The sequence below is a fragment of the Bifidobacterium sp. W8103 genome (assembly GCF_016100775.1).
Classification (GTDB): Bacteria; Actinomycetota; Actinomycetes; order Actinomycetales; family Bifidobacteriaceae; genus Bombiscardovia; species Bombiscardovia choladohabitans.
In genome coordinates this window covers 1,044,614-1,062,798 of the sequence record NZ_JACFRV010000001.1, presented here as the reverse complement: position 1 = coordinate 1,062,798, position 18,185 = coordinate 1,044,614, and the positions used below count along the sequence as shown (strand labels likewise).

The 18,185-nt window shown below is 58.5% G+C and carries 14 protein-coding genes and 1 pseudogene; 8 read left to right on the top strand and 7 right to left on the bottom strand.

The features are described from left to right. Nucleotides 1–152: 152 nt before the first annotated feature. The 6 genes and pseudogenes from H3U90_RS03975 to H3U90_RS03950 form a co-directional block, all read right to left on the bottom strand. Complete coding sequence (locus H3U90_RS03975; protein WP_015022602.1) at nt 153–1,601, bottom strand: MFS transporter; 1,449 nt, start codon at nt 1,599–1,601, stop codon at nt 153–155. A 40-nt stretch (nt 1,602–1,641) separates the two neighbouring features. Then, nucleotides 1,642–2,565 carry a nucleoside hydrolase gene (locus tag H3U90_RS03970; protein ID WP_198177138.1) on the bottom strand — a complete coding sequence of 308 codons (924 nt, stop codon included), beginning with the start codon at nt 2,563–2,565 and terminating at the stop codon, nt 1,642–1,644. 34 nt (nt 2,566–2,599) lie between these two features. Further along, complete coding sequence (locus H3U90_RS03965; protein ID WP_198177137.1) at nt 2,600–3,418, bottom strand: energy-coupling factor ABC transporter ATP-binding protein; 819 nt, start codon at nt 3,416–3,418, stop codon at nt 2,600–2,602. Continuing rightward, on the bottom strand, nt 3,415–4,263 hold the full coding sequence (locus tag H3U90_RS03960; protein ID WP_198177136.1) for an energy-coupling factor ABC transporter ATP-binding protein: 849 nt from the start codon (nt 4,261–4,263) through the stop codon (nt 3,415–3,417). Before H3U90_RS03960 ends, H3U90_RS03965 begins: the two co-directional genes overlap by 4 nt. Next, nucleotides 4,260–5,078 (bottom strand): energy-coupling factor transporter transmembrane component T, encoded by an 819-nt coding sequence (locus H3U90_RS03955; protein ID WP_198177135.1) that lies wholly within the window; start codon nt 5,076–5,078, stop codon nt 4,260–4,262. Before H3U90_RS03955 ends, H3U90_RS03960 begins: the two co-directional genes overlap by 4 nt. Nucleotides 5,079–5,224: 146 nt before the next feature. After that, nucleotides 5,225–5,875 (bottom strand): annotated as a pseudogene (locus H3U90_RS03950) (ECF transporter S component); the annotation flags it as partial. 251 nt (nt 5,876–6,126) lie between these two features. Here H3U90_RS03950 and H3U90_RS03945 point away from each other — a divergent pair. The 8 genes from H3U90_RS03945 to H3U90_RS03910 all read left to right on the top strand — a co-directional run bounded on the left by H3U90_RS03945 (nt 6,127) and on the right by H3U90_RS03910 (nt 17,733). Further along, nucleotides 6,127–7,998: a PfkB family carbohydrate kinase gene (locus H3U90_RS03945; RefSeq protein WP_198177133.1), complete on the top strand. Its 1,872-nt coding sequence runs from the start codon at nt 6,127–6,129 to the stop codon at nt 7,996–7,998. Nucleotides 7,999–8,516: 518 nt separating this feature from the next. After that, nucleotides 8,517–10,586 carry a glycoside hydrolase family 31 protein gene (locus tag H3U90_RS03940; RefSeq protein ID WP_198177132.1) on the top strand — a complete coding sequence of 690 codons (2,070 nt, stop codon included), beginning with the start codon at nt 8,517–8,519 and terminating at the stop codon, nt 10,584–10,586. Nucleotides 10,587–11,056: 470 nt separating this feature from the next. Continuing rightward, nucleotides 11,057–12,223, top strand: coding sequence for an ImmA/IrrE family metallo-endopeptidase (locus H3U90_RS03935; protein WP_198177131.1), 1,167 nt, complete (start codon nt 11,057–11,059; stop codon nt 12,221–12,223). Further along, entirely contained in the window at nt 12,220–12,753 is a 534-nt protein-coding gene (locus H3U90_RS03930) for a DUF4411 family protein (protein ID WP_198177130.1), read from the top strand. The genes H3U90_RS03935 and H3U90_RS03930 overlap by 4 nt, the downstream gene beginning before the upstream one ends. 118 nt (nt 12,754–12,871) lie before the next feature. Next, complete coding sequence (locus H3U90_RS03925; RefSeq protein WP_232340489.1) at nt 12,872–13,267, top strand: VOC family protein; 396 nt, start codon at nt 12,872–12,874, stop codon at nt 13,265–13,267. A gap of 214 nt (nt 13,268–13,481) precedes the next feature. Next, entirely contained in the window at nt 13,482–14,375 is an 894-nt protein-coding gene (locus H3U90_RS03920; protein WP_198177129.1) for a 3-hydroxyacyl-CoA dehydrogenase, read from the top strand. 101 nt (nt 14,376–14,476) lie between these two features. Next, nucleotides 14,477–15,370 carry a 3-hydroxyacyl-CoA dehydrogenase gene (locus H3U90_RS03915; RefSeq protein ID WP_198177128.1) on the top strand — a complete coding sequence of 298 codons (894 nt, stop codon included), beginning with the start codon at nt 14,477–14,479 and terminating at the stop codon, nt 15,368–15,370. A 704-nt stretch (nt 15,371–16,074) separates the two neighbouring features. Then, nucleotides 16,075–17,733: an MFS transporter gene (locus tag H3U90_RS03910; RefSeq protein ID WP_198177127.1), complete on the top strand. Its 1,659-nt coding sequence runs from the start codon at nt 16,075–16,077 to the stop codon at nt 17,731–17,733. 9 nt (nt 17,734–17,742) lie between these two features. Here the strand turns inward: H3U90_RS03910 and H3U90_RS03905 are convergent, their stop codons facing one another. Beyond that, nucleotides 17,743–18,153 (bottom strand): DUF4186 domain-containing protein, encoded by a 411-nt coding sequence (locus H3U90_RS03905; RefSeq protein ID WP_198177126.1) that lies wholly within the window; start codon nt 18,151–18,153, stop codon nt 17,743–17,745. Nucleotides 18,154–18,185 lie beyond the last annotated feature (32 nt).

Genomic DNA, 18,185 nt, shown 5'->3' with positions numbered 1-18,185 from the left:
GCTACGATGACGGGGCCGCTGTGGAGCAGCAGAAACTCAATCCGCGATGTCACGAAAGGCCTGCTCGCAGTTCCATCCCATATTTTCATATCAAAAGAACCGGGCCAGGGGCACACCCCGGACCCGGTTCTTTCAATTAGCAGCTCGGAGGATCAGTCCTCGTCCTCAGCCACGCGGGAGTGGCTGTAGATCATCTTCATGGAGCAGATGAAGAGCACCAGGCCCAGCAGGATGATGACGCCACCGATCATGAAGACATTGGCGTAGGTCGAAGCCAGGCCCTGCGCGGTGCCGGCCAGGCTGCCCGAACCCATGGATCCGTTGGCCATGAGCTGACCGAAGAGGGCGACGCCGACAGAGCCGGTGATGGCCTGCAGGAGGTCGTTGAAGCCGAGCACACGGCCGGACTCCTCAGGAGCCACGGTCAGGGTCGCGGTGTCAACGATGGGCTGGTAGAAGAAGGAGGTGCCGAAGTAGTAGATGCAGGGCGCCACAGCCAGGGCCCAGATCTTGCCGGCGGGAATCAGGAAGGCGATGGCGATCAGGCCGCCGCCCATGCAGGCCAGAGCCAGGATGACCGAAGCCTTGCGCCCGATCTTCTGGATGATCGGCCCGGCCGCGAATCCCATGATGCCGGCCAGGATGATGGACCAGACCAGCAGGTTGGAGACCTTGGAGGAGTCGATGCCGTACACGTTCAGACCAATGGCGTTGACGCCCGCGTTCAGGGTGTAGCTGAAGAAGTAGCCGACGAAGATGACGGTCATGGTCATGGCGAAGGCCGGGTTGGTCAGCATCTTCGGAGTGATGAAGGGGTTGCTGGCCTTGTTGACATAGACCAGGAAGGCCACCAGGGTCACGATGCAGGCAATGCCCCAGCCCCAGTTGATGTCGGTGAAGAACATGGTCACCGAAGCGGCGAACAGTCCGATCAGCGTGAAGCCGATTCCGTCGATCTTGACGCCAGCGGCATGCTGGTCGGGCAGGTTCTTGGCCAGGACGGGAATGAAGAAGACGGCCAGGATGCCCACGCCGAAGAGCCAGCGCCAGTCGAGCAGGGTCATGTAGCCGGCCAGGAAGACTCCCAGGGCGGCGGCGAAGCGGAAGACCGCGACGAAGACGCCGTACCAGAGCACGCGCTTCTTCTTCTCCACATACTTGGAGACCAGAACCAGGAAGATGGATCCGGAAACCTGCCAGCCGGCCGACTGCACCACGCGGGCCGCGATGACGATCCAGATGCTGAAAGTGCCGAAGCACCCCAGAATCGACCCCAGCACGAAGACGATCGTGCCCAGGATCATCATCTTCTTCAGGGAGACGAAATCGCCCAGGGAGCCGTAGATGACGCAGACGATTCCCAGGATGATGCCCGGCAGGGAGGTGATCAGCGGAGCCAGATTGGCCTGGTTGAGCTGCTTGCCGATGTTCACGTAGATCATGCCAAAGGCCTGCTGCTGGAGCACGCCCAGGGTGAAGATGATCAGGACCACCGGGATGGCCACGCGGGCCATCTTGTTCATTTTCGCGAACTCGGGAGTCCCCTCCTCGGGAACGGGTATGCCGTTCTTCTGCTCCTCGGAGACAGTTGACTCACTCATTTTTTCCTTAGTTTCCTTTCGGTTCTTCTCAATGCGGAAGCTACTGGCGGCTGACCCGGCCGACCCTGTCGACAAAGGCGGAGCGGAATCCGTCCACATCCACGTCCACGCAGACACTGGCGTTGGCCTTGCCCCCCAGGATGCCGTCGTAATCGACCACCGTGGCGCCCAAGGTGAGCGGGCTGGAGATCTCGACATCCACAAAGGCCTCGCGCATGGTGAACAGGTCGGGCTGGAGCAGGATCATGGCGGCAGAGGGATCATACATCTTGATCCCCTCCTCGATGTGTCCGCCATCGTAGGACCGGAAGAGGGAGGCGACCATACCGCCCACTTCGCCGGCTGCGTCCAGATCGTCCAGGTCGCCGGCCACCAGATGGGCCTTGCGGCCGATGTCCAAGCCGACCATGGTCACAGGCAGCCCACTGCGGAAGACCATCTTGGCAGCCTCAGGATCGACGGAAATGTTGAACTCGCCATAAACCCCGATGTTGCCGCGTCCGGTGGAGCCTCCCATCATGACGATCCGATCAATGTGGTCCTTGACCTCCGGGAAGGTGGCCAACAGCAGGGCGATGTTGGTCAGAGGACCCAGGGTCAGGATAGTGACTGGCTCATCGCTCTCCAGGAGCACCCGCCGCTCCTCCAGGACCGCATTGTTCTCGGTCAACAGGCTGTCGTCCGGATCGGGAAAGACGAATGACCCCATCCCCGACTTGCCGTGGGCTTCGGTGGCGAACCTGTTGTCTCGCATGAGCGGGGCCGCAGCGCCTCGGGCCACGGGAATACGCCTGCCCAGGAAGGTCAGCAGCTTCAGGGCATTGTTGGTGGTGTGCCCGATGCCCACATTGCCTGACACCGAAGCTATCAGTCTGATGTCGAAGCCGGGCTCGTCGACCAGCATCGTGATGGCCGCAGCATCATCGATGCCGGGGTCTGTGTCGATGATCAGAGGTTTGGTCATTGCTTCACTCCTTTTCCTCGTGTCGTATCCAAACTCAAATTCCTGCCCCTGCTCTGGCCCGCCGGGCTGCATCAACAAAGGCAGAGACGGTGAAGACCGGGCCATGCAGGCCGACCTGCCGGGCCACACGGGTGATGGGCGGAGGTGTCACATAGGCCTGCTTGAGCACATCCTCCCGGGCGAAGACCTCCTCGCGACTGCCATCCAACAGGACCCGGCCATGCTGCATGAGCACAACCCTGGGGAAGTTGCGGGTGACGAACTTCATGTCATGGGAAATCGTGATGCAGAGCTTGCCTTGATCCCGCAGACGGGCGATGATGGCAGCCAGCCGATCATTGCCGAACTTGTCCTGTCCGCATGTGGGCTCATCGAAAACCACAGCACCCGTATCCATCATCAGGACGGAGCCGATGGCACAGAACTTCTTCTCGGTGGGGCTCAGGTCGAAAGGATGATCGTCCAGCCGGTCCGCCAGGCCCACCAACCCAGCCACCTGCTCCATGCGTCGCTCTATCAGATCCTGGTCGAACCCAAGCTGCCGGGGACCGAACTCGAATTCCTTGCGCACGCTGTCCAGAAAGAGCTGATCGTCGGGGTTCTGAAAGACGTACCCCACCTTCCGGGCCCACTGGGCCGTGTCCGCCGTGGCCAGATCGACGCCGTCAATCAAAACCCGTCCGCCGGTCGGTCTAATGATGCCGTTCAGATGCTTGGCCAGGGTGGTCTTGCCAGCACCGTTCTGACCGATCAGCGCCACGGGCCGATCACCTTCGAGAGCCAGATCCACTCCGTCCAGGGCACGATGGCCATGCGGGTAGACGTACTCCAGATGCTCCAGGTCAATCCTCATCGCAGCGCCTCCCGAATCATGCGTACCGCCTGGTCCTCGCGTACGGGCAGACCTGCCAGATCGAATCCTGCGTCCTCCAGACCCCTGGCAAGCTTGACATAATCCGGAATGTCAATCCCCCACTTCTCCACCTCGGGATCAGTGAAGACCTCCTCGGGTGTACCCAAAGCGCGGACCCGGCCTGCCCCCAGGACCATGACCTGATCAGCGCATCTGGCGACCCGCTCCATATCGTGATCGACCATGACTACGGTGATCCCCTCCTGGTTGAGCCGCTTGACAATGTCGAAGATTTCCTCGCTGCCAAGCGGGTCCAGCTGGGCCGTGCATTCGTCCAGAACCAGGATGTCCGGTTCCATGATCAAGGTCGAGCCCAGGGCTACCCTCTGCACCTGTCCACCGGAAAGCTCCAGAGGGTTCTTGTCGAGCAGGTCCTCGATATGCATAAGAGCAGCCATCCGGGCCACCTTGGCATGCATGGTTTCACGTGAAACCCCATGATTGCCCAGTCCGAAGGCCAGTTCCTCGGCCACGGTCCCTGCCGTATAAGAGAGCTGATTGAAGGGATTCTGAAAGACCAGGCCCACCTGTCTGGACAGATCGGCGATGGTCGAAGTGGCTACGTCCTTGTCTTCGATGCTGACGCTTCCCTTGGATTTGCCTACGAAATAGTGCGGAATCAGACCGACCAGGGCGTTGCACAGGGTCGATTTGCCCGACCCGTTGGCTCCGACGATACAGAAGAAGCTGCCCTGCTCAACGCTGAAACTCACCCGCTTCAAGGTGGTCCGATCGGCGTCACGGTATCTGAAGGAGAAGTCGTCCACTCGTATGACCTCGGTCATGCCCGACCTCCCCACTGGATAGCCAGGGCGATCAGCCCAGTGCGCGAGAGGCAACCGAGCACCAGGGCCAGTACCAAAAACACGGTGAACAGGATGGTCACCACGGTGTCACTGCGCCGCCAGACCACCTCAAGGTAGCTGGTCTGCCGCACCCCCCGGATGCCGAATCCCCGGGTCTCCAGGGTCATCCCGCGCTCCTGCGAATCCGTCAGGGAAGAAAGGACAACCGGCCCAAGCAAGGGCAGGAAGGCCCGCACCCGGGAAATCAGGCTGCCGCCGGTCTCCAGGCCACGTGCATGCTGGGACTGCTCAATGACCGCAATCCTGCGCTGCATCTGCGGGACCACATTGAGGCTGGCCAGGATCAGGTAGCCAATCTTCGATGGCACGCCGATCTGCGTCAGAGCAGCAACCAGACGACCCATGTAGGTAGTTTTATTGGTCAGGTAGAAAGACCCCAGGAAGACCAGAAGCGTCACTACGATTTTGGCCGCATAAAGGCTGCCTTCGAGGCCCAGTTGGGCGAATCCCAGGTCAAGAATGACCCTGGTATTCCTCGGGCTGTAGCACCCCTGGATGAACAGCAACATGAGCGTAACGGGAATGCCGAACCCCAGCATCACGCCGGAGAAGGGCCGGAGCACCCGAGCCAGAGCAGCTGCAATAAAGAGCATAACGATGATCCCTAGACCCAGCGTGAAGTCCGGCCAGGCCAAGGTCGCCAGGCCCAAGGAGCACACACCGGCGATTTTGGCCATGGGATGCATGCGGGCCAGTGGAGAATCAGGAATCCGGTTCGAAGCAGGGCCAGGCATCAGCGTTCAGACCTTTGGGTACGTTCACAGGCCAAGTCCGCTGGGTCGCCTGTCGATGGGTCCCACTCAGATTCCATCGCGCCGTCGATCTTCCCCGGCCGTGCCGAACTCTCCCGACTGGACGCCCCAGTCGCTTCGCGTTCGTCCTCGTCTTCGTCCTCATCCAGGTCATCCAAATCGTCCAGATCGGCCTGGTCCTCGCTGCCATCCAGAGCGTACTGGCTCAGGAAGCGTTTGGGGATTCGACGCACGATCACATAAGCGATCAGGACGGTGATTCCCTTGTCAATCAGATTCTCCAGCATGGAGGAGGAGAGCACCGAGATGACGATGTTCTTGACAGCCACCACCAGTGCAGCCGTGAGGACCGAGGTGCCGTTGACTCCGGTGGCGCCCCCGTAGACGAAGACGGTGATCAGAGAGGCGGTGACCGTGTTGACCAGTGCGCAGGCAAGCCAGACCAGAACGACTCCCCATATCCGTCTGAAGAGCCCGGCCTTGACCATGTAGCCGATCACCAGGCCGCACAGGACGCTGGAGAGCGCATAGGGCAAATAGACCGGATTGGCCACCAAGGCGAGGAAGACGTTGGTCAGCAGTCCGCACAGGGCAGCCACCCAGGGGCCGGACAGGCAGGCGATGACCGTGGTGCCGATCATATCCAGGAAGAGCGGCAGTTTGAGGGTGGAGCTCAGGGTACCGCCGATGAGGTTGATACCCACCGCGATGGGTATCAGCACCAAGGATTTTGTCGAGAACTGCGCAGTGATTCCTCTCCACAACGATTGCGCGCTCATAATCCGTACCGCCTTTGGTCCTTGAATGTCGATTTCTGCAGATGGCCGTCGCTCACAGCCAGATCCGCATCACCGCTTTGAGAAACCACTTTAGTAAACAACTTTCATTGACAGAGACTATCAACAGCCGCATGGGGTGTCAAATGCGAAACCTCCGACGACGATCCCTCAGGTAAGCTTGATTCGCTAGATCCAGCAGGTCGACAAAGCCGTTCGCCGGAGCTTCAGAGATGAGGAGGACAGGAAACCCCATGAACATCAAGGACATTGCTCAGCTTGCCGGCGTATCCACATCGACGGTCTCCAAGATTGTGAATCACAAGGACGCGAGCATCACAGCCGCCACGCGCGACAGGGTCCTCGAACTGGTCAGGAAGTACCACTACACGCCCTACGGATCCTCCAAGCCCAACACCACCACCTGGAGAATCGGGGTCCTGTTGAGGTCATCCATCTCCATGGACTCCACCTTGGACGGGATCATCCAGCAGGCACAGAAATCGGGGTACGGCACCCTGGTCTTCAACAGTTACGGCGATCATGACCAGGAGGAGCGCAACATTCTGTCCGCTCTGGAGCATCGGGTGGATGGCATGGTCTGGGAGCCGATCGACCAGACAAGCCTGGCCTTGAAAAGCAGGATTGAGGCAGGAGGGATCCCCGAACTCACCATTGGACCCCTGGGAGACGACCGAACCGCGCTCATGCCCTACGAGGAGGCTGCGTACAGTCTCACCGAAGAGCTGATCAAGCGGCACCACACCAGCATCGCCTGCCTGCTCTCGCCGGGCAGACGGACCCAGAGCTTCCTGCATGGCTATCGACGCTGCTTGTTCGACCACAACCTCCAGTACCACACCGACATGGTCCTGGAAACCATCGGTGAGGACCTGACCCGGGTCCTGGAGAACCGGCAGGTCACCGGAGTCGTGGCATCCCACTACCACCACGCCCTGGAATTCCTTCAATTCGCCGAATCCATGCATTACCGCCTGCCCCAGGACCTCTCCCTGGTCTCCCTGATGAACGACACCAACGTGCATCTGCGCTACCCGGGCAGCCCGGAGATATCGTCCTACGTGATGCGCAATGCCGATTTCGGCGCCTACCTGTGCCGACGAATCATCCGCTCCATCGAGCATGAGTCCGATCCAAGCGAGACTTTCGAGCACGTCTTCACCCTGGACGGCGAGAAGACCGTCGGCCGGCCCCCGGACCAGCAATGCAAGAAAATCGTGGTGGTCGGCAGCATCAACGTGGACACCTACCTGACCGCCCCCAGCCTGCCCAAGGCGGGTATGACCACCACGACCAGGAACTTCGCCTCCACGCCGGGGGGCAAGGCCACCAACCAGGCGGTGGGCGTGGCCAGGCTGCAACATCAGGTTTCCCTGATCGGCAATGTCGGCAGCGATCCGGCCGCGGACTACATTTACAAAACGATGAGGCAAGCCCATGTGGATGCCACTGGCGTGCGCAGGGTCACCGGAGCGGACACAGGCAAAGCCTATATCTTCGTCGACAGCAAGGGCGAATCGATGATCTCCCTGGTGGCGGGTGCCAACGAGTCCCTGACACCGGACGACATCACCCAGCGCGACCAGATCTTCAGAAACACCGGCTACTGCCTGATCCAGACAGAGATCCCCATGGACACCGTCGCCGAGGCCTGCAGAACAGCCAAGCGCCACCAGGCCGCCACCATCGTCAAACCGTCGTCCTGCGACCACCTGCCTGAAGACCTGCTGGCTTCGATCGACATCCTGATCCCGAATCTCAACGAGCTGAACACCCTGATACCCGGACCAGAATCCGTGGTGGACAAGGCGAAACGGTTCATCGACGGCGGGGTGGGCAAGGTCATCATCACCCTGGGCGAGTACGGCTGCACCCTGGTCACAGCCAGCGGACACAAGGACTTCCCGGCCCACGAGACTCGAGCAATCGACGACACCGGCGCCAGCGATGCCTTCATCAGCGCCCTGGCCGCCTATCTGTGCAACGGATGCTCCCTGGACAAAGCCGCCCACATCGCCAATCTGGCCGCGGGCTTCAGCGTCGCCCACGAAGGCGTCATCCCCTCCCTGATCAACCGCCGCCAGCTGGAAGGCCTGATCGACTGAGCGGCCAAGGCACGAGACCGGTCGGAAGGCTGTGATTGTCCTAGGCCTTGCTCTTACTCAAGCTGAACGTCCCCAGGTCCTCCGACTGCCGTGCCAATCATCAAGGTCTGCGGTCATGGTCATGGCCCCGTCTCGGCCTTTTGGCGTGCATCCCCGGTCCGATTACTGCGGATTCCACAGCAGCTGTACCATTCGCCGTTATGCTGCTTCACATTGGCGTATATTCACAACCATCGTGACGACCTCGCTGTTCTCATTGTTTGGCATGGTCTGACTTCATGATTTCGTCAACGCTGGATTCCGACGGGTCCGCATGCGTCCCATCACGATGGTCCCTATAATTTCATAGGGCACAGAATCCGGAATGGGGCCATTGATGGCTGCAACTGTTCTGACTTCGGTGCCAACCGCAATACTGCTCATGGCCGCACAGAAACGTATCGTTGCGGAAGTTACAGCAGGTGCGATAAAGGACTGATCTCAAAGGTGAATCAACCAAGTGAAAGGGTACCGAATCAATGCAACATTCAACATTTACCACCGACGGCCAAGCCCTGAAGTGGACAGGCAACGGTGAATACCTTCGCATCGAGCCCTGGGGATCAGATTCGATACGCGTCCGATCCTCGCAGATGCACGAACCCGAAGACCCGGACTGGGCGCTTTTACGAGACCACCACGAGCCTGCCGATGCGGTGAACATAAGCATCGATGACCAGCAGGGACAGGCCACCATAATCAACGGGTCTCTCATGGTCAAGGCGCAGGCTTCGGGCGGCATTGACACAGGTAACGGCTATACCGACAAGTGCCTGCTCAGCTTTTGGCGCACCGACGGTACGCTGCTCTTCAGCGAGATGAGTGATGGCGGCTCCCTGAATTTACGAGCGCGCTCTTTCGCTCCCATCGTAGGAGGCGACCACCAGGTCAAGGTGACATTCGTGCCTCCGGAAAACGAACGTCTATACGGCATGGGTGAATATCAACAGAACATCATGGATCTGAAAGGCTGCACGCTCGAACTGGCCCATAGGAACTCGCAAATCTCCATACCCTTCGTCGTCTCCAGCTGTGGATACGGATTCCTCTGGAACAACCCAGCCGTCGGTTCCGTCAGTTTTGGGAAAAACAAGACTCAATGGTCGGCGGACAGCACTCGACAGATTGATTACTGGGTTACAGCCGGCGCCGATTACCGCTCTATCATGGCCCATTACGCAGACGCTACCGGCCATGCTCCTCAGATGCCTGAATGGGGTCTTGGATTTTGGCAGAGCAAGCTTCGCTATTGGAACCAGGATCAATTGCTGGAGGTTGCCAGAGAGTTCAAAAAGCGCAACATCCCTCTGGACCTCATTGTCATCGACTTCTTCCATTGGCCTCACATGGGTGATTTCAGGTTCGAGGACGAATTCTGGCCAGATCCCGTCAGCATGAGCGACGAATTGCACAAGATGGGGATCCGACTCATGGTGTCAGTCTGGCCGCAGATAGCACTGACTTCTGAAAACTATCCAGAGATGAAGGCCAAGAATCTGCTGGTGCGAGCAGACCACGGCGAAGACCTCGGCATGATGTTCGAGGGGCCCAGCCAGTTCTACGACGCTACCAACCCTAGAGCCCGCCAATATATATGGGAGAAATGCCGTGAGCACTACGCCGATGTCGGCGTCGATGCCTTCTGGCTGGATGAAGCCGAACCAGAGTACGGCACTTACGATTTCAGCAATTACCGCTACTGGGCTGGACCTGCTCAGCAGACAGCCAATCTGTATCCACGGGAATACAACAAGGGGTTCTACGAGGGGCAGCTGGCCTACGGACGCCAGGGGCAGATCGTTAACCTCACCAGATGCGCATGGGCCGGCTCCCAGCAATATGGGGCTCTTGTATGGTCGGGCGATGTAGCATCCACCTTCGAGGCGTTCAGAGCACAAATCACCTGCGCTATCCATATGGGCATGGCCGGCATTCCTTGGTTCACCACCGACCTGGGTGGCTTCCACGATGGCGATATCGACGATCCCACCTTCCGTGAACTGTTGTTGAGATGGGCGCAATTCTCCTGCTTCTCGCCCGTCATGCGCAATCACGGTGACCGTAGCCAGCATCACCCCGACGGGACCACCAAGACCGCCATCACTACAGCGCAAGGCGAACGGCGACTACCGTCCGGAGCGAGCAATGAACCATGGAGCTACGGAAAGTCCGTCGAAGACATCTATGTCAAGTTCATCAAGATCCGAGAGCATCTTCGCCCTTATCTGCGTGAGCTATTTGCACAAGCGCATGAGGATGGGCAGCCGCTCATCAGGGGGCTGTTCTACGAATTCCCCCATGACGACGCTGCCTCCGATATCGCCGACGAGTATATGCTCGGACCTGATCTGCTGGTAGCCCCTGTGGTGGAGGAAGGAGCCAGATCTCGACAGGTCTACCTGCCTGGGGATGCGACTACACAGTGGCAGGATCTTCGCGACGGGGCCATGTACAACGGAGGCCAGACGATCACTGCAGAAGCCCCGTTGGATACCCTGCCGGTATTCGCCAGGGACAGCAGGAACCACGAGCTGCTGGGCATACTCTGATACATCCGTCACACGGTCACGGATGTTCATCGTCATTCGCATCGGGTCAGGACCGCTCGCCCTGACCCGACTTCTTAGTCAATCAAGACACGATTCATACCGTTCCCAGTCTCGTTTAACTTTCATGCTCATATTCAACCCTGCGCAACGTTCACTCAGGGAGTTTGCCAAGTCATCGGGTAGCGAATCACCGAGTGACGAACCATAAAGAGCCCATCTTCTGGAAGCCGGTTGTAACGTAAACGATAAATGGAGCAATAGGCCAATAAACGGATGCCGATGACCACGATTTCTGCCAGCATCAATTCCAACCGGCCTGGTCAGCAACTGGCACCGGAGCCCCTGATAGGCTTGCTCATAACCCTCAAAGAGCGAATAATGATGTCCAAAGTGCTCTGCGAAAATGACTAACTAGCACGCAATAGCCGTACCTATGGCCAGATAGGATTCGAGATACAGAAAGGGGAACGATGGCTCAAACAGTACGCGTCAATGTTCCCCGCACCATCCTCGATTGGGTCATATCCATAGGCGCTGAAGACCGTCTAGGTGAAGAACAACGTCAGAATATTGACGCATGGAAACAGGGCACCAAACGGCCTACTGTCTCTCAGCTACATGACATCAGTGACAAGTTGCACGTGCCATTCGGCTACTTCTTCATGGATGAGCCCATTGATGATACGCCACCCGTCTATGCCAAACGCACTGTCGGCAGCCAGCAGCCACAAGGACATCCTTCCCGAGATCTTGTGGACACCATTGACCAGATGACTGCCATTCAGGACTGGGCGAGGCAAGACCGTATCGATAATGAAGGCACCCGACTGGAACAGGTGGGTTCCCGGACCATCAATGACGACAGCAACCTTATCGCCGAGGATATTCGTCGAGCTCTGAAGATTGATGAACATTGGTATCGCAAATCCGACCTGCATAAACCAGCTAAGGCTTTCAAACTACTGCGCGAGCGCACTGAGGGCACCGGGATTCTCATCATGCAGAACGGAGTGGTCGGCAACAACGCCAGCAGACCACTCGACCCCAAAGAATTTCGGGCTTTTGCACTCATCGATCCATACGCCCCATTGATATTTATCAACAAGACTGACGAGCCCGAAACCGCTCGCCTCTTCTCCCTGGTGCATGAGCTGGCACATGTTTGGCTGGGAGCTGATGAATTATACAATGACACCGCCCTACCCACCGGAGTCACCAGGCTTGAACAGGTCTGCAATGAAGTAGCGGCGGCCATATTGTTGCCAGACGGAGACTTTCTGGAAGCATGGCGGAGCATTCCTGACGACACCACATTGGACGAACGGATGAAAGAACTGAAGGAGTGCTTCCCTGTTTCCCACACCGCTTTGGCCCTTCGCGCCCTGAAGCATAAGCTGATCAGCCAGGAAACCTTCCAGAAATGCAACCAGGTCGCCCAAACTTGGTCAGAAGAAACTGGAAATAAGCAAGGTTCCCCAACCTTTTATAACACCGAACTGAGCAGATTCGATTCCCGATTCCTGGAACGACTAGCAAGCAGCGTGGCCAAAGGGGGAACCACATATTTAGATGCCTATCGCCTCACGGGTATCACAGGCGACACCTTCACCAAGCTCATGAAAAGAGCCGTCTCATGACACAGCCATCGTTCATGGATTCGCCCTTTCTTATTGATGCAAACTGCCTGATCGAACCATACAACCGGTACTACAGCCCTCGGTTTGCTTTGTCGAAACCGTTCTGGAATCATCTACATGATCTGGTCAACGAGGGCCAAGTGGCGATCATCGACAAAGTTCGCGACGAGGTATATGGTCACAACTGCCCGGAAGTCGATGCCTGGTTGGACGCAGTAAAAAGCATTATGGTCGCCTGCGAGAAAGAGGACGGCATTGTAGAAGCGTATGGTACAGTGCTCAACCAGATTGCCCGCCCTGAAAACGGTTATCAACCCTCAGCAATACGTGAATGGGCTGTCAAACATGTCGCCGACCCCTGGTTGATTGCTACAGCCAAGTCTTACGATGCCACCATCGTCACTTTCGAGCAACCCCAAGCTGAATCGGATCGCCCGTGGAGACATCCTAAGATTCCGACCGTCGCCTCCCAGCTCTCGGTTAACACTGAGAGCCTATTCACTTTCATGCAGGACGTTGGAGGCTTCTGAAGATTCAGACGACAAAGCCTGTTCCACTTTCTATCTCGCCCACATCTCCAGACGCATCACCGCCTAGAGTAGGTGTAAGAAAGCATCGCAGCATCAAGGTACCAAAGGAGCGGCCATCATGAGACCAATGTCGGACTATGCCAAGGATCTGCAGCACTCGGGCATGATCGCCCGCGATCTGGACGAGACCATCGACTTCTACACCAACAAACTCGGGTTCGAGCTGGTCGGCATCTACCCCAACGGAGCGAACCGCTGCGCCTTCCTGCGCCTGGGCCATCTGACCATCGAGACCTGGGAGGGTGAACCTGCGCCCATGCGCACCGGAGCCATCAACCACTGGGCGTTGGACACGCCGGACATCGATGCCGCTTACGAGCATGCCCTGGAGATGGGATTGAAGATCAGAGAGGACTCGATCCAATCCATTCCCACCTTCTGGCAGCGCGGAATCCGCTATTTCAACGTCATCGGACCAAACCAGGAGACCATCGAGTTCTGCCAGATTCTCTGAACGCCATCCGCTCGGGCAGGACAGCTCCATACGGGCAATTCCATGTGAGTAATGAGACACATTTATCTGTAACCGGCAAAGAACTGAATCCACCCGAATTGTCTTGGAAAATAGCCGTTCCTGGCACAAAACCCCTCTCCATTCGACCCGTATTTCTCCACTAAAATGAGCATTGCGTCCAATGCGGGGCGCCCGATAACGAAAGAAGTTTCTCATGACGAACATTGAGCATGTCACGGTGGCCGGCGGCGGGGTGCTGGGCAGCCAGATCGCCTTCCAATCAGCCTTCAAAGGCAAGAAAGTCACAATCTACGATATCAATGATGAGGCCATTGCAGCGGCGGAGCAGCGGATCAAGAACCGTCGCGACCTCTACAAGCATGACATCAATGCTACCGACGAGCAGTTCGATGCTGGCCTGAATAACCTGAGCTACAGCGCAGACCTGGCCGAAGCCGTCAAGGACGCCGACCTGGTCATCGAAGCCGTCCCCGAGAAGCCCTCCATCAAGCACAACTTCTACCAGAGCCTGGCCAAGGTAGCCCCTGAGAAGACCATCTTCGCCAGCAACTCCTCCACCTACGTGCCCAGCACCTATGCTGCAGACACCGGCCGTCCGGCCAAGTTCCTCTGCCTTCACTTCGCCAATCACGTATGGCGCATGAACACCGCCGAGATTATGGGTTCCGACCAGACCGACCCCGACATCTTCAACGAGATCGTGGACTACGCCAAGGAAATCGGCATGGTCCCCATCCCGCTCCACAAAGAACAGCCCGGGTACATCCTCAACAGCCTGCTGGTCCCCTTCCTGGAGGATGCCGGCTACCTCTGGGGCAACGACATAGCAGACCCTGAAACCATCGACAAGACCTGGATGATCGGCACTGGCTCGCCCGTCGGCCCCTTCGGCGCCTATGATGCGGTCGGCCTGCGGACCATCTACAACATCATCGAGGAACAGAAAGGTGACGACCCTGACTTCAAGCCCTTCCTGGAGAAGGTCAAGAAGATGCTCGACGAAGGGAAGACCGGCAGTGACGCAGGCCACGGATTCTATGATTATCCGAATCCGCGTTACAAGGATGAGGACTTTCTCAAGGCCTGATCGTCTGTCTGCTACATCTGTGAGTCAGGTCCCGTCCAAGACCTGGCTCTACTATGGAAGAGCGTATCCAAGGATGGATACCACGAATGAAAGAGGTTTCTATGACGAACATTCATAATGTCACGGTTGCCGGCGGTGGGGTGCTTGGCAGCCAGATCGCCTATCAATCAGCCTTCAAAGGCAAGAAAGTGACGATCTACGACATCAACGATCAGGCGGTGGCGGCCGCAGAGGAGCGTGTCAAGAGCCTGCGCGATTCTTACAAGCACGACATCAACGCCACTGATGAGCAGTTCGATGCCGGACTGAACAACATGTCCTTTACCGCCGACATGGCCGAGGCTGTCAAGAACGCTGACCTGGTCATCGAAGCTGTCCCCGAGAAGCCCTCCATCAAGCACGACTTCTACCAGAGCCTGGCCAAGCTGGCACCCGAGGACACCATCTTCACCAGCAACTCCTCCACCTACGTGCCCAGCACCTTCGCACCCGACACGGGCAGGCCGGACAAGTTCCTGAACATGCACTTCGCCAACCAGGTCTGGCTGAACAACACCGCAGAGATCATGGGCTCCGAGCAGACCGACCCCAAGGTCTTCAACGAGATCGTGGACTATGCCAAGGAAATCGGCATGGTCCCCATCGTCCTGAAGAAGGAGCAGCCGGGATACGTCCTGAACACCCTTCTCATCCCCCTGCTCAACGCCGCCGCCCACCTCTGGGGACACGACATCGCAGACCCGGAGACGGTGGACAAGACTTGGATGATCGGCACGGGCGCCCCGATGGGGCCCTTTGCCATCTTCGACGTTGTGGGGCTGCGGACGGCCTTCAACATCACCAAGGAGCAGCAGGGCGACAACCCTGACTTCAAGCCCTTCATGGATAAGATCCAGAAGATGATGGATGAGGGCAAGACCGGCAAGGATTCGGGAGAAGGGTTCTACACCTATCCCAACCCCGCCTTTGCTGATCCTGACTTCCTGAAGGCCTGACAGGACAGCTCTTCTAGCAATAGAGCCCGCCCATTGCAGGGGACCGCGTCGTGACGCGCCTCCCCCAATGGGCGGGTCCGCTTTTCACACAGCTTTCTCAATCGAAATCGATTTCCAAACCGCGCTTCGACTTGGGCACCTGACACTGGCCGACCCAGTAAATTCCCAAACATACATTCCGCCAACTGAATCTGGCTGCGGGACATAGCTGACAGCATGACACTAATCGAGCGGGATTCGAACATCTACAGTCGAATTGTTTCGTTTGCCCGGCAGATTGGCATGGTCCCCATCCAGCGGCATAGGACCGCAGTCTGAAGTCTGACTATGCAGTCGGCACAATCCTGATGCCGCTTATGGGCGCATCCAAGGACTCCCTCGGACCATCTACAGCATCCTCTGCCGACGCAGGGCAACAATCCTCAAACCAAATCCCCTCCTGGACGAGCTTGGAGAAGAGCCCGATCAGAGCTTCTGCCACTCTTCCGATTCCTGCTACCGGAATCTCGGATTCCTCGAGGCCTGAATCGAATCCTGCTAAGTGGGCCGTAAGGCTGAAGCATGGCCTTTCACGGCTCACAACAGGGGGCGTGGTAAGCTGTATATTTATGGCATTTTTGTGAAAACCGCTAAAGGAAGAGGCAGATAGGGAAATCACAGAGGCGGAAAAGACGAACAACGGCCTAGTGGCCGGAGAAGGAACAATGGCAGAGGACGATGAAATTTCGGCCGCGGACAGCGGCCAGCATGAGCAGGAACGGCGCAATAGGCAGACAGCCAAGCAAATCAAGAAGCAGCAGGCCGCAGCAAAACGCAAGGCCCGCAAGCAGAACCCCAGACCGCACCGGGGCTGGAGCGAGCGCCTGCATCTGACCGACATCAACGTGGTGGACAGGTCCACCCTCAAGCGGGCCATCGCAGGCACCGTGGTCGGCAACTTCATGGAATGGTACGACGTGGGGGTCTACGGCTACCTGGCGGTGACCATTGGCCGCGTCTTCCTGTCCGACGCATCCGATGCCGTACAGCGGCTCTTCTCCCTGGGTGTTTTCGCTGTGACTTTCGTTGCCCGACCGCTGGGCGGCGTGGTCCTGGGCCAGCTGGGCGACAAGGTCGGCCGCCAGCGCATTCTGGCCTTCACCCTGCTGAGCATGTCCGCAGCCACCCTGCTGATCGGCCTTCTGCCCAGCTATGCGGCCGTCGGCCCGCTGGCGCCCATCCTGCTTATCCTGCTCAAGCTGATCCAGGGCTTCTCCACAGGCGGCGAGTATGCAGGCGCCTCGACCATGGTCACCGAATACTCACCGGACAGGCATCGTGGCTTCTTCGCCTCCTTGCTGGACGTGGGATCCTACCTCGGCTACGCCTTCGGAGCAGCCTTGGTCTCCTTGCTGGAGTTCTCCATCTCCCCGGAAGCCATGCTGGCCTGGGGCTGGCGTATCCCCTTCATCATCGCCCTGCCGCTGGCTGCCATTGCGGTCTACTTCCGGGCCAAGGTCCAGGACACCCCTGCCTTCCGCCAGGCCCAGGATGCCAGCGCCGAAAAGACCAAGAGCCAGCACAAGAGCCTGCTGGACCTGATCCGCGGCTACTGGCGGGAGCTGCTCATGGCCTTCATCCTGGTGGCTGCGGCCAACACCCTGAGCTACACGCTGACCGCCTACATGCCCACCTACCTGTCGGGCACCCTGCACTACAACACGGCCCAGGCCAACCTGCTCTCCCTGCCGGTCCTGCTCATGGTGGCCTGCTGCATCCCCATTACCGGAGCCCTCTCCGACCGCTTCGGACGTAAGAAGGTGCTGTTCATGGGAGCATTCACCGGATTGTGCCTGTCCTTGCCGGCCTTCCGACTGCTGGAGCATGAGACCACGGGTGCCGTCTTCGGCGGACTGGTCCTGCTGGCCATCCCGGTCATCTTCTTCGTGGCCAACCTGGCCTCCACCCTGCCGGCCCTCTTCCCCACCGCTTCCCGTTACGGCGGCATGGGACTGTCATACAACCTGGCTGTGGCCGTCTTCGGCGGCACCGCGCCTGTCATCATGGAAGGGTTGGTAACAGCGACCGGCAAGTCCCTGGCACCCGCCTACTGGATCATGTTCACCTCGACCTGCGGTCTGATTACCGTGCTCTTCCTGGCGGAGACCGCCCGGCGCCCCATGCCCGGCACCCTGCCCACCGTGCTCAACCGGCAGGAGGCACGCGACCTGGTGGCCACCCAGGACCGTAATCCCGACCTGGATGTGAAGACCATCATCAAGGATGCCGAAGAGAGTGGCGTGCGCAAGACACCGAAAAAGCTGGCTGCCGAGACACGCAAGCTTCTGGGCCTTTCCCACACAGGCACCAGGAACAAGAAGTAGCAGGCGCTGTCAGGCCGAACGGACCGGGTGATTCACCAAATCCCGCTCGATCCAGGCCATGACCAGCCTGGCCAGGGCATCAACCTCCGCATCGGTCAGAGCCCGGCCTCGCGGTATATGATGCCAGCGTTCGATGCACCCCCGGCAACAGGTGGCTGTGGCATGCTGGGCCGTGAAGACCGGATGCCCGCGGTAGGGGGTCTGCTTGCCATCCTTCAAAGGGTGGGCAGGCCCCACACGCTTGGCCAGCATCTCATGAGCGTGGCGGTCAATGGTTTCCTTGCCCTTGGCGCGGGCATAGGCGCGGTCCTTGGACGACAGGGAAAAGCCGGCCCGGAAGCGCGAATGCCCCAATCTTGCAAGAGTGTCCTGGGTCCAGGCCTCATCTGCCCCGACCGACGCTGATCCGCTGCTGGTCATTGCCTGATCGCCTCCATGTTTAGCCTTACCAA

Bases quoted from the DNA above. Each gene is read 5' to 3' on its own strand.
- H3U90_RS03975 (WP_015022602.1), bottom strand. From the start codon at position 1,601: ATGAGTGAGTCAACTGTCTCCGAGGAGCAGAAGAACGGCATACCCGTT.
- H3U90_RS03970 (WP_198177138.1), bottom strand. From the start codon at position 2,565: ATGACCAAACCTCTGATCATCGACACAGACCCCGGCATCGATGATGCT.
- H3U90_RS03965 (WP_198177137.1), bottom strand. From the start codon at position 3,418: ATGAGGATTGACCTGGAGCATCTGGAGTACGTCTACCCGCATGGCCAT.
- H3U90_RS03960 (WP_198177136.1), bottom strand. From the start codon at position 4,263: ATGACCGAGGTCATACGAGTGGACGACTTCTCCTTCAGATACCGTGAC.
- H3U90_RS03955 (WP_198177135.1), bottom strand. From the start codon at position 5,078: ATGCCTGGCCCTGCTTCGAACCGGATTCCTGATTCTCCACTGGCCCGC.
- H3U90_RS03945 (WP_198177133.1), top strand. From the start codon at position 6,127: ATGAACATCAAGGACATTGCTCAGCTTGCCGGCGTATCCACATCGACG.
- H3U90_RS03940 (WP_198177132.1), top strand. From the start codon at position 8,517: ATGCAACATTCAACATTTACCACCGACGGCCAAGCCCTGAAGTGGACA.
- H3U90_RS03935 (WP_198177131.1), top strand. From the start codon at position 11,057: ATGGCTCAAACAGTACGCGTCAATGTTCCCCGCACCATCCTCGATTGG.
- H3U90_RS03930 (WP_198177130.1), top strand. From the start codon at position 12,220: ATGACACAGCCATCGTTCATGGATTCGCCCTTTCTTATTGATGCAAAC.
- H3U90_RS03925 (WP_232340489.1), top strand. From the start codon at position 12,872: ATGAGACCAATGTCGGACTATGCCAAGGATCTGCAGCACTCGGGCATG.
- H3U90_RS03920 (WP_198177129.1), top strand. From the start codon at position 13,482: ATGACGAACATTGAGCATGTCACGGTGGCCGGCGGCGGGGTGCTGGGC.
- H3U90_RS03915 (WP_198177128.1), top strand. From the start codon at position 14,477: ATGACGAACATTCATAATGTCACGGTTGCCGGCGGTGGGGTGCTTGGC.
- H3U90_RS03910 (WP_198177127.1), top strand. From the start codon at position 16,075: ATGGCAGAGGACGATGAAATTTCGGCCGCGGACAGCGGCCAGCATGAG.
- H3U90_RS03905 (WP_198177126.1), bottom strand. From the start codon at position 18,153: ATGACCAGCAGCGGATCAGCGTCGGTCGGGGCAGATGAGGCCTGGACC.